The 13145-nt window shown below is 43.4% G+C and carries 12 protein-coding genes and 2 rRNA genes; 2 read left to right on the top strand and 12 right to left on the bottom strand.

The features are described 5' to 3' along the window. Position 1: 1 nt before the first annotated feature. From ispD to ERX29_RS05445, 7 genes are all read right to left on the bottom strand, one after another. Positions 2 to 676 carry a 2-C-methyl-D-erythritol 4-phosphate cytidylyltransferase gene (ispD, locus tag ERX29_RS05415; protein WP_133443680.1) on the bottom strand — a complete coding sequence of 225 codons (675 nt, stop codon included), beginning with the start codon at positions 674 to 676 and terminating at the stop codon, positions 2 to 4. Further along, positions 676 to 1728 carry a PIN/TRAM domain-containing protein gene (locus ERX29_RS05420; RefSeq protein WP_133443681.1) on the bottom strand — a complete coding sequence of 351 codons (1053 nt, stop codon included), beginning with the start codon at positions 1726 to 1728 and terminating at the stop codon, positions 676 to 678. The genes ispD and ERX29_RS05420 overlap by 1 nt, the downstream gene beginning before the upstream one ends. A 17-nt stretch (positions 1729 to 1745) precedes the next feature. Continuing rightward, positions 1746 to 3110 carry a DNA repair protein RadA gene (gene radA / locus ERX29_RS05425; protein ID WP_133443682.1) on the bottom strand — a complete coding sequence of 455 codons (1365 nt, stop codon included), beginning with the start codon at positions 3108 to 3110 and terminating at the stop codon, positions 1746 to 1748. A gap of 143 nt (positions 3111 to 3253) precedes the next feature. Next, entirely contained in the window at positions 3254 to 5695 is a 2442-nt protein-coding gene (locus tag ERX29_RS05430; protein WP_133443683.1) for an ATP-dependent Clp protease ATP-binding subunit, read from the bottom strand. Positions 5696 to 5707: 12 nt separating this feature from the next. Beyond that, complete coding sequence (locus ERX29_RS05435; protein WP_133443684.1) at positions 5708 to 6715, bottom strand: protein arginine kinase; 1008 nt, start codon at positions 6713 to 6715, stop codon at positions 5708 to 5710. Continuing rightward, on the bottom strand, positions 6716 to 7096 hold the full coding sequence (locus ERX29_RS05440; protein ID WP_133443685.1) for a UvrB/UvrC motif-containing protein: 381 nt from the start codon (positions 7094 to 7096) through the stop codon (positions 6716 to 6718). Between the two features lie 18 nt (positions 7097 to 7114). Beyond that, on the bottom strand, positions 7115 to 7573 hold the full coding sequence (locus tag ERX29_RS05445; protein ID WP_133443686.1) for a CtsR family transcriptional regulator: 459 nt from the start codon (positions 7571 to 7573) through the stop codon (positions 7115 to 7117). 204 nt (positions 7574 to 7777) lie between these two features. Here ERX29_RS05445 and ERX29_RS05450 point away from each other — a divergent pair, with 204 nt between their 5' ends. Beyond that, a complete protein-coding gene (locus tag ERX29_RS05450; RefSeq protein ID WP_133443687.1) occupies positions 7778 to 9001 on the top strand; it encodes a NupC/NupG family nucleoside CNT transporter in 1224 nt (407 codons plus the stop codon). Positions 9002 to 9040: 39 nt separating this feature from the next. Here ERX29_RS05450 and ERX29_RS05455 read toward each other — a convergent pair whose 3' ends face one another. The 3 genes from ERX29_RS05455 to pdxS all read right to left on the bottom strand — a co-directional run bounded on the left by ERX29_RS05455 (position 9041) and on the right by pdxS (position 11252). After that, positions 9041 to 9694: a nitroreductase family protein gene (locus tag ERX29_RS05455; protein ID WP_133443688.1), complete on the bottom strand. Its 654-nt coding sequence runs from the start codon at positions 9692 to 9694 to the stop codon at positions 9041 to 9043. A gap of 102 nt (positions 9695 to 9796) precedes the next feature. Further along, positions 9797 to 10363 carry a pyridoxal 5'-phosphate synthase glutaminase subunit PdxT gene (gene pdxT / locus ERX29_RS05460; protein ID WP_133443693.1) on the bottom strand — a complete coding sequence of 189 codons (567 nt, stop codon included), beginning with the start codon at positions 10361 to 10363 and terminating at the stop codon, positions 9797 to 9799. 1 nt (position 10364) lies between these two features. Continuing rightward, positions 10365 to 11252 (bottom strand): pyridoxal 5'-phosphate synthase lyase subunit PdxS, encoded by an 888-nt coding sequence (gene pdxS / locus ERX29_RS05465; RefSeq protein WP_133443689.1) that lies wholly within the window; start codon positions 11250 to 11252, stop codon positions 10365 to 10367. 106 nt (positions 11253 to 11358) lie between these two features. Here pdxS and pdxR point away from each other — a divergent pair, with 106 nt between their 5' ends. Further along, positions 11359 to 12717 (top strand): MocR-like pyridoxine biosynthesis transcription factor PdxR, encoded by a 1359-nt coding sequence (gene pdxR, locus ERX29_RS05470; RefSeq protein WP_133443694.1) that lies wholly within the window; start codon positions 11359 to 11361, stop codon positions 12715 to 12717. 33 nt (positions 12718 to 12750) lie between these two features. Here pdxR and rrf read toward each other — a convergent pair. Both rrf and ERX29_RS05480 read right to left on the bottom strand, forming a co-directional pair. Next, positions 12751 to 12865 (bottom strand): 5S ribosomal RNA (gene rrf, locus ERX29_RS05475). Positions 12866 to 12955: 90 nt separating this feature from the next. Further along, positions 12956 to 13145, bottom strand: a 23S ribosomal RNA gene (locus tag ERX29_RS05480); the annotation flags it as partial.

Below are 13145 nucleotides of genomic sequence, written 5' to 3' on the forward strand. Positions count from 1 at the left end.
ATTATCCCTCTCTTTTCCTGAGAATTGCTTCCGCAAAGTATAAATCTTCTGGTGTCGTCAGTTTGATGTTATCGTAGCTGCTTTCAACGACATGGACTGGCATTCCTGTACGCTCTACTAGAGACGCATCATCCGTCCCGAGATAAGCATCGTCTTCTGCCAGCCTGTACGCCGCCTGCAGCACGTTATATGTAAAAGCCTGTGGTGTCTGAACGAGCCACAGCGTCTGACGGTCAGGTGTACTTGCCACTTGATTGTCCGTCACTACTTTAATTGTATCTTTTGCAGGAACTGCTGCGATTGCTGCCTTGTGAGCGATAGCCGCCTCGTATAGTTCGTCCAATGTTTCATGTGAAATAAACGGACGTGCACCGTCGTGTACCATGACAATAGTTGTCTCAGGGATTTCCTTCAGCACATTGTAAATGCTATATTGCCGTTCACTGCCACCGACAATGATGTTCTTTACTTTCGGAATGTCACGCAGCAGATGTGACAGCTGCGTGATCTCCTGTTCTTTCGCTGCCAGATAAATCGCAGCACATTTATTATGTGACTGAAACGCTTCGACCGTTCTTCTGATAACAGGGATGCCGTCAACTTCAAGGAAAACTTTATTATGACCGCACCCCATTCTTCTGCCCTGCCCTGCTGCAGGGATGATCACTGTATACATTACTTATCGGCTACTTTCTTCGTGAATATAATGCGTCCTGATGACGTCTGAAGAATAGACTGGACTTCAACCAGTTTCTCCTGATTGATAAAGTTCTTACCGTGTTCTAATACAACCATCGTGCCGTCTTCTAAATACCCGACTCCTTGGTTTTCTTCCTTACCGGCTTTTGTAATCAGCAGCTTGAAGCGGTCTCCCTGCTGAACGACTGGTTTAATCGCCTCAGACAGATCATTGACGTTCAACACTTTGATTCCCTGAACTTGGCACACTTTGTTCAAGTTATAATCCGTCGTAATAACACTCGCATTAGATTCTGCTGCCATTTTTACGAGCAGCTGATCCACTTCCTTGATTTCCTTGTAACCAGGATGAAATTTAACAGGATGCCCTGTTTCTTTCAATTCATTTAAAATATCAAGGCCGCGCTGTCCTTTATCTCTCTTCAGACCATCCGTCGAATCCGCAATCAACTGCAGTTCATCAAGTACCCCTTGCGGCACAATGATCGTTCCGTCGATAAAACCGCACTTGACGATATTCAATATACGACCATCAATAATCGCTGATGTATCAAGCAGTTTCGTTGCGTCAGTCACTTTACGTTTACTGCCCTGAAATCTTTCAGGCAGTAAACTTTGAATCTCTTCACGTTTTTTGAGTCCTACCTGAAAACCGAGATAGCCAAGTATGACTGCCAGTACAACAGGAATTGTGTTCTTCAGCAATGTAAGACCAATGGTGTCAAAGATCAAACTGACCATAGACGCAATCATCAGCCCCATCATCATTCCGATAGTGGCAAAGATAAGTTCCATAAAACTACGTTTCAGCAGCAGCCCTTCTCCTCTTTCAATCAGTGCTACTACTTTATCAATCGCCCAGTAAAACAATAATAAGAAGACAATAATACCGATTGTCCCGTCCACATAGTTATTCAGGACAAGCGGGTGAACATTAAATCCGAACGCTTTGATGACCTCGGGAATCAAGAAGATACCGAGCGAAGCACCAATAATAGTAAATAGCAGAAGTACAAGTCTTCTAAGCATAGCGTCACCTCCTCAAGTTAATTAAATGCAAGCCTCAGAGCTTCAGAAATATTTGCGATACCGATGACTTCAATGCCCTCCGGGAAATCCCAGCCGCCGATATTGTTCTTCGGTATAATCGCGCGTTTAAAACCAAGCTTTGCCGCTTCCTGCACACGCTGTTCAATACGAGCAACCCGCCGTACTTCACCCGTCAGTCCGACTTCTCCGATAAAGCAGTCATCACCGCGCGTTGCCTTATCATTGAAACTTGAAGCAATACTGACGATGACACTTAAATCGACAGCCGGTTCATCAAGTTTAACACCGCCCGCTACTTTAATATACGCATCTTGCTGCTGCAGCAGTAATCCCTGCTTTTTCTCAAGGACTGCCATCAACAGACTCAGACGGTTATGATCAACACCTGTCGCCATTCGTCTTGGGTTATGGAAAGTTGTCGGTGTGACTAATGCCTGCACTTCAACAAGCAGCGGACGTGTGCCTTCCATCGTTGCTACAATGGTCGAACCAGCGACGTTTTTTGTACGTTCTTCCAGGAACATCTCAGATGGATTCAGCACTTCGTTCAGTCCTGTATTGCGCATTTCGAATATACCCATTTCATTCGTTGAGCCGAAGCGGTTCTTAACTGCCCGCAAAATACGGTAGCTGTGATGTGTATCTCCTTCGAAGTATAATACCGTATCCACCATATGTTCAAGCAATCGAGGTCCGGCAATCTGCCCTTCCTTCGTTACATGACCTACAATAAATGTCGCGATGTTCATATTCTTTGCCATACGCATCAATTCCTGCGTACATTCTCTGACTTGTGACACTGAACCCGGGGCTGAAGTCACTTCCGGATGGAAAATAGTCTGAATGGAGTCGATGACAAGAAATTTCGGATTTGTCTTCTTCACGGTCTCGTGAATGATCTGAAGATTAGTTTCAGCATAGACGCTCAGTTCTCCGGCATCTTCATTCAGACGGTCAGCACGCAGCTTAGTTTGTCTGACAGATTCCTCACCTGAAATATAAAGAACAGCGTTTTCTTTGGATAGTAAGGCACACACTTGAAGCAGCAGCGTTGATTTCCCGATACCAGGATCGCCGCCTATCAGAATAAGAGATCCCGGTACAATGCCGCCACCGAGAACACGGTCAAATTCGCGGATATATGTTGTTGAACGCGGAGTGCTTTCTTTCGTGATATTCTTAAGCTTTTCCACACGTTCAGTAGAAGATGATTCAGTGATTGCCGTTTTCGGTCCTTTGGCTTTATATTCTATAACTTCTTCCATCTGGTTCCAGGAACTGCAGTTCGGGCATTTGCCCATCCATTTAGGAGATTGATACCCGCAGGCCATACATTCAAACGTTGATTTCGTTTTCGCCAAGAAAGTTCCTCCTGTTTCAATATGGTATTATTGTAAACTGTTTCACGTCTCAATACAATTAAACCCTTAATGCCATTGCATTAAGGGTTTTGAATCAAGTGATAAAATATATGCTTTATAGACCATCAGAACTTGAGAGACGTCTATGCTTCTTCTGCTACTCTTTCTTTTTTCTCAACAGTGAACTCATCATCTTTAAAATCAATGACGATATCCTGTCCAGATAATGTTTCGCCACGCAGAAGTTCTTCAGACAGTTTATCTTCAATGTTCTTCTGAATTGCACGTGCAAGTGGTCTCGCACCATATTCAGGGTCATAACCTTCATCAGCGATTTTTTCTTTCGCTGCATCAGTTAATGTAATGAAGATATCCTGCTCTTTCAGACGTTTTGCCAATCCTTCGACCATCAATGACACAATTTCTTTCAAGTGTTCTTTTTCAAGTTTGTGGAAGACGATAATATCATCGACACGGTTTAAGAATTCAGGACGGAACTGATTTTTAAGTTCATCCATCATCGTTTTACGGATAGTTTCATAATCTGGACCGACATCACTTGCACCGAAGCCGACAAACTTATTATCTTTCAGTTCCTGTGCACCGACGTTTGAAGTCATAATGATCACCGTATTACGGAAATCGACTGTACGTCCCTGTGAGTCTGTCAGACGACCGTCATCCAGTACTTGCAGCAACATATTGAAGACATCCGGGTGAGCTTTCTCTATTTCATCAAATAGAATAACGGAATAAGGTTTACGGCGTACTTTCTCAGTCAACTGACCGCCTTCTTCATGACCGACATAACCTGGAGGTGAACCAACCAGCCGTGACACACTGTGTTTCTCCATAAATTCACTCATATCAACACGAATCATTGCGTCTTCTTCCCCGAACATTGCTTCTGCTAATGCTTTCGCAAGTTCTGTCTTACCGACGCCTGTCGGACCGAGGAAGATAAAGCTGCCGATCGGACGTTTTGGATCTTTCAGTCCCGCACGCGCACGACGAACCGCTTTAGAAATAGACTCAACAGCGTCAGACTGACCGATGACACGATCATGCAGAATTTCTTCTAAGTTAAGTAGTTTCGCTGATTCTGTTTCAGCGATTTTGTTAAGTGGTATTCCTGTCCACTGAGCAACTACAAGTGCGATGTCATCTGCAGTCACTGATGACTCTGACTGACCTTGTGCTTTCTTCCATTCTTTCTTCGTATCATCTAGTTGCTGTTCGAGCTTAGATTGTTTATCGCGAAGTGCTGCCGCCTGTTCGAACTCCTGAGAGTGAACTGCTGCATCTTTTTCTTTCTTCACCTGCTCAAGTTCAGCTTCAAGTTCTTTCAGGCTTGGTGGTGTTGTATGGTTACGTAGTCTGACTTTAGAACCTGCCTCGTCGATTAAATCGATTGCTTTATCTGGTAGGAATCGGTCAGAGATATAACGGTCACTCATCTTTACTGCCGCTTCCAGAGCTTCATCTGTAATAGTGATGCGGTGATGCGCCTCGTAGCGATCGCGCAGACCTTTGACAATTTCAATAGCATCTTCCACATTCGGTTCATTCACAGTCACCGGCTGGAATCGACGCTCAAGAGCTGCGTCTTTCTCAATATATTTACGGTATTCTTCAAGAGTAGTCGCACCGATACATTGCAGTTCTCCACGGGCAAGTGCCGGTTTCAGGATGTTCGATGCATCGATTGCACCTTCAGCACCGCCTGCACCAATCAATGTATGAAGTTCATCGATGAACAGAATGATGTTACCGGCAGAATGAATTTCCTCCATTACCTTTTTCAGGCGTTCTTCAAATTCGCCGCGGTATTTCGTCCCAGCTACAACGGTACCCATATCAAGGCTCGTCACGCGTTTACCTTTTAATGTTTCAGGTACTTCATTGTTAACGATAGCTTGTGCCAGTCCTTCAACAATTGCAGTTTTACCAACACCCGGTTCCCCGATTAAGACCGGATTGTTCTTTGTACGACGGCTCAATACTTCGATCACACGAGTGATTTCATTGCTGCGTCCGATAACCGGATCCAATGTGCCGTCTTTTGCGATGACTGTCAAGTCACGTGCCAGACCATCAAGCGTTGGTGTCGCCTGCGATTTTGCAGTCTGCGAATTTTTAGTGCTCATTTCAGGGCTGCCAAGTAATTTAACGACTTGTGCCCGTGCTTTCGTAATGTTCAGATCAAGGTTAGCAAGGACACGTGCTGCTACGCCTTCATTTTCACGAATCAGTCCGAGTAAAATATGTTCTGTTCCGACGAATGAATGGTTTAATTTGCGCGCTTCGTCTAATGATAATTCGATGACTTTTTTAGCTCGCGGTGTATATTGAATCGTTCCTGACATTTCAGAGCCATGACCGATTAACTGTTCTACTTCAGTAATAATTTTTTCTTCAGTGACATCAAATGTTGCAAGTACTTTAGCAGCAATGCCTTCTGGTTCTTTCACGAGACCGAGCAGCAAATGCTCTGTACCTATATTATTATGCTGTAATCTGATTGCTTCTTCCTGTGCATGTGCGAGAACTCGCTGCGCACGTTCTGTTAATTTTCCAAACACGATATATTTCCTCCTTTAGAGATGTTCTCTCAACATCTTTGCTCGTTTTTCATTGACGGGTATGTCTTCATCTATAGTCGCTAAAAACGGTGGCTGAATGGCTACCATCAACTCATTGAAGCGAAATGGAAGTTGTTCAACAATCCCCATATCGATACCCATTTTCAGTTCACTTAACCGTAAACTTGCTTCTTCAGCGGTGATCATTTGCGCGTATTTCAATATTCCAAGACTTCTATTGACACGGTCTTTAGTTTCAATGTAGTCATACTCTTTAAGGCGCTCACGCATGCCTTCTTCTTCAGTTATGATCTGATCCACAATCTGCTTCAGGTCTTCAATGATCGCTTCTTCCGTCTTACCGAGAGTCAGCTGATTGGATACTTGATACACATGGCCAAGCGCCTGCGTTCCCTCGCCATAAATACCGCGGATTGTATAGCCGAAACGGTTAATTGCCTGGGCAATACGGCCCATCCGGTTCATTATAGACAACCCCGGCAGATGCAGCATGACGCTTGCACGCAACCCTGTACCGATATTCGTCGGACATGTCGTCAAGTAACCAAGCGTCTCGTCAAATGATAAGGTCAGTTTCTCATCAATCAAGCTGTCTACTTCCTGTGCTCTGTTATATAGATCATCGAGTGATAGATCACGACCAAGTACTTGAATGCGGATATGATCTTCTTCATTAACCATAATACTTACTGATTCATCATCATTTAAAAAAACTGCACCATGGTCCTGACTAAGTAGTTCCTTGCTGACTAGATGTTTTATCACCAGCATTTGCCGCTCATTTTTATCAAGCTCGCTTAAGCGCACTTCTTCATAGTGAGGGTTCAGTACTGATGATACTTCTTCAAGTACTTCCAGAGCTGTACTTTCAGAATACATGAGCGGATGAACAAAATTCTCAAGATTTCTGGCAAGGCGGATACGTGAACTTAAGACGATTGGTTTCTCTATCTCCTGCTGCATCCAGTCGCTGAGCGTATGACTTAAATGTTTATCCAGCATTTATTCTGCCTCACTTTCCTTCAATGCTTTAATTTCATCTCTGACATGGACAGCCTGTTCAAAGTTCTGATTATCAACCAACTCTTTCAACTGCTGCTCAAGTGTTTCAATCTTTTTCTTGCGGGCAATCTTTTCAGCTGATTTCAGAGGAGCCTTGCCGACGTGCTTCTGATTACCTGCCTGTACTCTTTCGACAATACGCGGCAAATAAGCTTCAAACGTCTCATAACATGTGTTGCACCCAAATTTACCGATATGCAGTGATTCACGGAGTGTCAGTCCGCAGTTCGGACAAACTTCCTGACGGCCAGTCATCTCACCTGACGCAAGAAGATGCTTAAGCAGCTGATTCATTGTAAATTCATCTTCATTAAAGTTCATAGCGTTCTCTCCCTAAAGCTACTGGTATTGAAGTATTGTCAGTACATTCTGTAGAATATTGGCGCGAATACGATCTCGATATGGTACATCTACATATAATATATCACGATGAATCGTCACTAATAAAAGACGTTTCTCACGCAATGTAATCAGTTCATTCTGATACAAACCTTCTATAATATGTTCAGCATTCTGCTGCGTAATCTGACTACCTGTTAATTCTTTCAGATGATTGATAAAAGCAGACTGATTATTAGATTCAACTTTTGTGATTCGAATATAACCACCACCGCCTCGCTTACTCTCAATTGCGTAGCCATGCTCGTTTGTGAACCTCGTTTTAATGACATAATTTAATTGAGATGGCACGCAATCAAATTTTTCAGCGATATGTGCACGTTTAATTTCAACTACATCGCCACTTTGTTCAAGCAGCTGCTTCAAGTATTGCTCAATGATATCAGACATATTTTTCATGACTTCACCTCTTTTTGACCATCTTTGACTTTATTATATGACCAAATTTAATTGAGCGCAAATAATATGTTTTCATCTGGATTTACATTTTCTTAAAATTACATTTACAAATACTAAAAATTTTTATACCGCTTTCATTTTAAATGTAGTATGATATTAAAAGCGAAAAAATATAGATCTATACTATGAAAAAGAGGTGTCACTTTGAATTATATTATTGGTATTATCGGTTTAGCTGTCTTCTTACTGCTTGCCTGGGTCATCAGTTCAGATAAAAAAAATGTGAGATGGCCATACATCGCTATTATGATGGTCATTCAGTTTCTACTTGCATTCCTATTGCTTAAAACACCGTATGGTATTAAGTTTGTTGGATGGTTAGCAAAAGGTTTCAGTTATTTACTAGGTTACGCTGAGCAGGGCGTCAACTTTGTATTTGCGGGACTTGAAAATCCGGCTATCGGCAAAACACCTGCAGCTTCAACTTTCTTTATGGATGTCTTACTTCCTATTACATTCATCTCAGCTTTAATCGGTATTTTGCAATATCTTAAAGTATTACCATTCATCATTAAATATTTAGGATTAGTTATTTCTAAAGTTAACGGCATGGGGAAACTTGAATCTTACAACGCGGTTGCTTCAGCTATTCTCGGACAATCAGAAGTATTTATCTCATTGAAAAAACAATTACCTTATATTCCAAAACATCGTCTTTATACATTGACAGCATCAGCCATGTCTACAGTATCGCTGTCAATCGTCGGTGCTTACTTCACAATGATTAAACCAGAATACGTCGTAACAGCGATCGTGTTGAACTTATTCGGCGGATTCATCATCGCTTCAATCATCAATCCTTACCGTGTATCAGATGAAGAGGAAAACGAAGTGATTATGACTGAAGAAGGCGAAAAACAATCGTTCTTCGAAATGCTCGGTGAATACATCCTTGATGGTTTCAAAGTAGCAATCATCGTTGGTGCGATGCTGATCGGTTATATCGCATTGATCGCAATGCTGAACGGTATCGTTGATGCATTCACACCTGGCAAGATGAACTTCCAGACAATTCTAGGTTACGTCTTTGCACCGCTTGCATTCTTAACAGGAATTCCTTGGAGTGATGCAGTACGTGCCGGATCAATCATGGCAACAAAACTTGTATCTAACGAATTCGTCGCAATGCTTGATATCCAGAATATCGTCAATAACAAAACAGGTGAATTATCAGAACGTGCAATCGGTATCGTTTCTGTATTCCTAGTTTCATTCGCAAACTTCTCATCTATCGGTATCATCGCAGGTGCGATCAAGTCACTGAACGATAAACAAGGTGACGTTGTAGCAAGATTTGGTCTGAAATTGTTGTACGGTGCAACACTCGTATCATTCATTTCAGCGACAATCGCAGGATTCTTCTTATAACAACAAAAGACGGAGTGGCTTAAGCCATTCCATCTTTTTCTATTCGCCGATATTCCCGTCAGCGTTCCCATGATTAAACGATACGATCTCGTTCACTTCATGTCGGCTGCTGTCATGAGGGCTCTTTACGCCTTTACCTATAGCGATGAACATCACAGGGTTATAGCGTTCTTTATTGATGGACAAGGCATCCAGCACTTCATCCCGTTCGAATCCACCGATCGGATTCGTATCATATCCGTGGTCTTTTGCAACCAGCATCAGCTGCATAGCTGCCAAGTTCGCATCCATCATTCCTTGTACTTTAATATAGCTCTCAGGTGCCTGCGCGAGCGCTCCTTTAAGCGCTGCTACGTTTGTTGTCATTACTTCCTGCGGCATATAGCCGAGATCGACACTCTTGCCGTATACACGCTCGATATCCTGAATATGCGTATTATCCGACAGAACAAGAATAAAAGCAGCACTTGTTTCAAGCTGACGCGTGTTGAAACGCACTAAATCCTTGATGGCTGCCTTAGCTTCGTCTGATTCCACAATGACGAAACGCCACGGCTGCAGATTGACTGACGACGGCGCTTCTGATGCAAGTTCTATCATTTCCATCATTTCTGCACGAGGAATTTTGACGTTCGGGTCGAATTCTTTGACTGACTTTCTTGTTTTAATCGCTTCTGTGAGTGAAAGGCTCATCATTTAAAACTCCCTTTAATATAATGAAGAATTATAACATGTATAACAACCCGCCGCTATTAACCGGCTCACCAAAAACGCCGGCAGCAGCCGGCGTTCAGGTTATTGATTCTTCGCAACCATCTCTTCGATGAAATACTTCATGATTTTATAATCGTCTGTCAGTTCTGGATGGAACGAAATACCTAAGTATTTGTCCTGCTTCACTGCGACCATCTTGTTCTCCACTTCACTTAGTACTTCAACCTCGTCTTCTACCGACATGATATGCGGCGCGCGGATGAAGACGGCGTTCACCTGCTCTTCTATCCCCTTCACATCCAAGTCAGCTTCAAAGCTATCAACCTGGCGGCCGAAAGAGTTACGTTCTACTTTGATGTTCATCTTCTTCAGATGTCCTTCATCGTAACCTTCAATTTCGTCTGCCAGCAGAATGAGACCAGCACAAGTGCCATACATAGGAAGATCACTTTCTCTAAGAACCTCTGTAAAACCATACAGATCCATCAGCCTGCGCATCGTCGTTGATTCGCCGCCAGGGAGTACTAAGCCGTCAATGTCTGACAGCTCTTCCACACGCTTCACGGGTAAGCCTGTGTGGCCGCTCAATTCAATCTGCTTCAAGTGCTCACGGACCGCACCTTGCAGAGCGAGTACACCGATGTTCAGTTTACCAGCCACGTTCACTCATTCTTTCTTCAAGAGATAGCGAGTTGATATCGAGACCTTTCATCGCTGCGCCAAGCTCTTTAGAGAGTTCTCCGATGAGTTTATAATCCTGATAATGCGTTGTTGCCTGCACGATTGCTTTCGCGAATTTTTCAGGTGATTCTGACTTGAATATACCTGAACCAACGAATACACCATCAGCACCCAGTTCCATCATCAGTGCCGCGTCCGCCGGTGTTGCAACGCCGCCTGCAGCAAAGTTGACGACCGGTAATTTACCTAGCGCTTTGATTTCTTTAAGTACTTCATAAGGTGCACCAAGTAATTTTGCTTCCGTCATGATCTCATCATCATTCATCACAGAAAGCTTACGGACCTGTGCGTTCACTTTACGTAAGTGACGGACAGCTTCTACGATATTGCCTGTACCCGGCTCACCTTTTGTACGTAACATTGCAGCACCTTCACCGATACGACGGGCTGCTTCTCCTAAGTCACGACAGCCGCAGACGAACGGAACAGTGAATTCATCTTTCTTTAAGTGGAACTCCTCATCAGCCGGAGTCAGTACTTCTGATTCATCGATGTAATCCACGCCCATCGCTTCTAATACACGCGCTTCAGTAATGTGACCGATACGACCTTTCGCCATCACCGGGATAGAGACCGCGTTCATCACTTCCTCAACAATACGTGGATCCGCCATACGTGCGACGCCGCCTGCTTTACGAATATCGCTTGGCACACGTTCTAATGCCATGATCGCAACTGCACCCGCTGCTTCAGCTAACTTCGCCTGTTCCGCATTGACAACGTCCATGATGACGCCGCCTTTTTGCATTTCTGCCATACCACGTTTGACTTTGTCTGAACCTATAATTTTAGACATATGTACACTCCTTTAAATTCAATACATCTATAAATTTAACGAAGAAACTGATATTATAAAAGTGCCAGATATAACAAAAACTAAAGGGTCAGTGATTAGAATGGAAATGCTTACATATAAATTTACAGAAGATACGTTTCTCTACCAGCAGCTCTATCAGTTCATCAAGGACGATATCCTGTCAGGCAGACTGTCACATGATGAAAAACTGCCATCCAAAAGAAAACTGAGCCAGCACTTGAATCTCAGTCAGACGACAATCGAAATTGCTTACCAGCAACTGCAGGATGAAGGTTTTATTTATTCCAAGCCAAAAGTCGGTTATTTTGTTGAAGCCATTGAAACGTTAAATAAGGCTCCTGAAAACAAAATGAGTTTCACCTCACCGAAACCAGCAACAGCTAAACAGTCATTTAAAATAGAGGATAGCCATCATACGAGCTTTCCATACCATCTCTTCAGAAAGTATGCCAAAGAAGCTTTTGAGGCTGAGATGGACGGACTTCTCGAACGCGGACATATACAAGGAGATGATGCCCTCAGAGAACAGATACGTCGCTATCTCTATCACTCACGCGGGGTTAACTGTACAAATGAGCAGATTATCATCGGCAGCTCCACTGAACAGCTCTTCACGCTTGTAACACGTCTATTACATGACGCCACCTACCAGATAGAAGATCCGGGCTATCCGCTGATCCGTAAAGTACTGAATTATGAACAGAAACCTTACATTCCAATTGAAGTGGATGATGAGGGTATTGTGGTCAAGGCACTTCATCATCAAGCGAATGTCGTTCATGTTACTCCAAGTCATCAGTTTCCGACAGGTGCAGTCCTATCAGCAAGAAGAAGGACAGAACTGCTTAAATGGGCAATAGAAGAAGACCGCTACATCATTGAGGATGACTATGACAGTGAGTTCAGATACAAAGGACGCCCGCTAAAAGCGCTTCAAGGACTCGACTCCCACCAGAAAGTCATCTATATGAGTACTTTTTCGAAATCCATCTTTCCAAGTATAAGAGTTGCTTATCTCGTACTGCCTGACGCTTTGATGGATAAATATCATAAGCTCGATGATAAACCAAATATCACCGTACCTCGGCATATGCAGTATATGATTACGCAGTTCATGCAGTCAGGCGAATTTGAACGCAATATCAATCGAACCCGTAAACTCTATAAGAAAAAGCTCGATATTGTTTTAGATGCCTTAAAACCATTCGATGGTCAAATCTCTATCAGCGGCGAGCAGGCAGGAATGCATTGTGTGCTGTCTTTCAATGAGACAATCTCTAAACCAGAAGATATCGATATTAATCTCATCAGCGATTATGCAGAACAAAAACAACAAAAATACCACCATCAGCTCATTCTGGGCTACGGCGGTATAGAAGAGCATTTAATCAAAGAGAGTATCTACACTTTACTGAAAAAAATCATACAAAAAAAAGAGACCTGACAGGTCTCGGTGCGGCTCATCGCATATGTGTCTGCCCGGCAACGTCCTACTCTCGCGGGACGTCAGTCCAACTACCATCGGCGCTCGAGAGCTTAACTTCTGTGTTCGGTATGGGAACAGGTGTGACCTCTCTGCCATCGTCACCAGACAGGGTGGAGCGAAGGGATATACCCTCAAAACTAGATAAGCAGGAGGAAGAAGGGTCCTTACCAGCTCGCCGAGCTGAAAAATCTTTAAATTGATTAAGTCTTCGATCGATTAGTATCTGTCAGCTCCACACATCGCTGTGCTTCCACCTCAGACCTATTGACCTCATCATCTCTGAGGGATCTTATAACCGAAGTTGGGAAATCTCATCTTGAGGGGGGCTTCATGCTTAGATGCTTTCAGCACTTATCCCGTCCATACATAGCTACCCAGCTATGCCG

Source organism: Macrococcus lamae, assembly GCF_004359545.1.
GTDB classification, from domain to species: domain Bacteria; phylum Bacillota; class Bacilli; order Staphylococcales; family Staphylococcaceae; genus Macrococcus; species Macrococcus lamae.

Coding starts and splice junctions, on each gene's coding strand:
- ispD (WP_133443680.1), bottom strand. CDS start 676: ATGTATACAGTGATCATCCCTGCAGCAGGGCAGGGCAGAAGAATGGGG.
- ERX29_RS05420 (WP_133443681.1), bottom strand. CDS start 1,728: ATGCTTAGAAGACTTGTACTTCTGCTATTTACTATTATTGGTGCTTCG.
- ERX29_RS05435 (WP_133443684.1), bottom strand. CDS start 6,715: ATGCTGGATAAACATTTAAGTCATACGCTCAGCGACTGGATGCAGCAG.
- ERX29_RS05440 (WP_133443685.1), bottom strand. CDS start 7,096: ATGAACTTTAATGAAGATGAATTTACAATGAATCAGCTGCTTAAGCAT.
- ERX29_RS05445 (WP_133443686.1), bottom strand. CDS start 7,573: ATGAAAAATATGTCTGATATCATTGAGCAATACTTGAAGCAGCTGCTT.
- ERX29_RS05455 (WP_133443688.1), bottom strand. CDS start 9,694: ATGAGCCTTTCACTCACAGAAGCGATTAAAACAAGAAAGTCAGTCAAA.
- pdxS (WP_133443689.1), bottom strand. CDS start 11,252: ATGTCTAAAATTATAGGTTCAGACAAAGTCAAACGTGGTATGGCAGAA.
- pdxR (WP_133443694.1), top strand. CDS start 11,359: ATGCTTACATATAAATTTACAGAAGATACGTTTCTCTACCAGCAGCTC.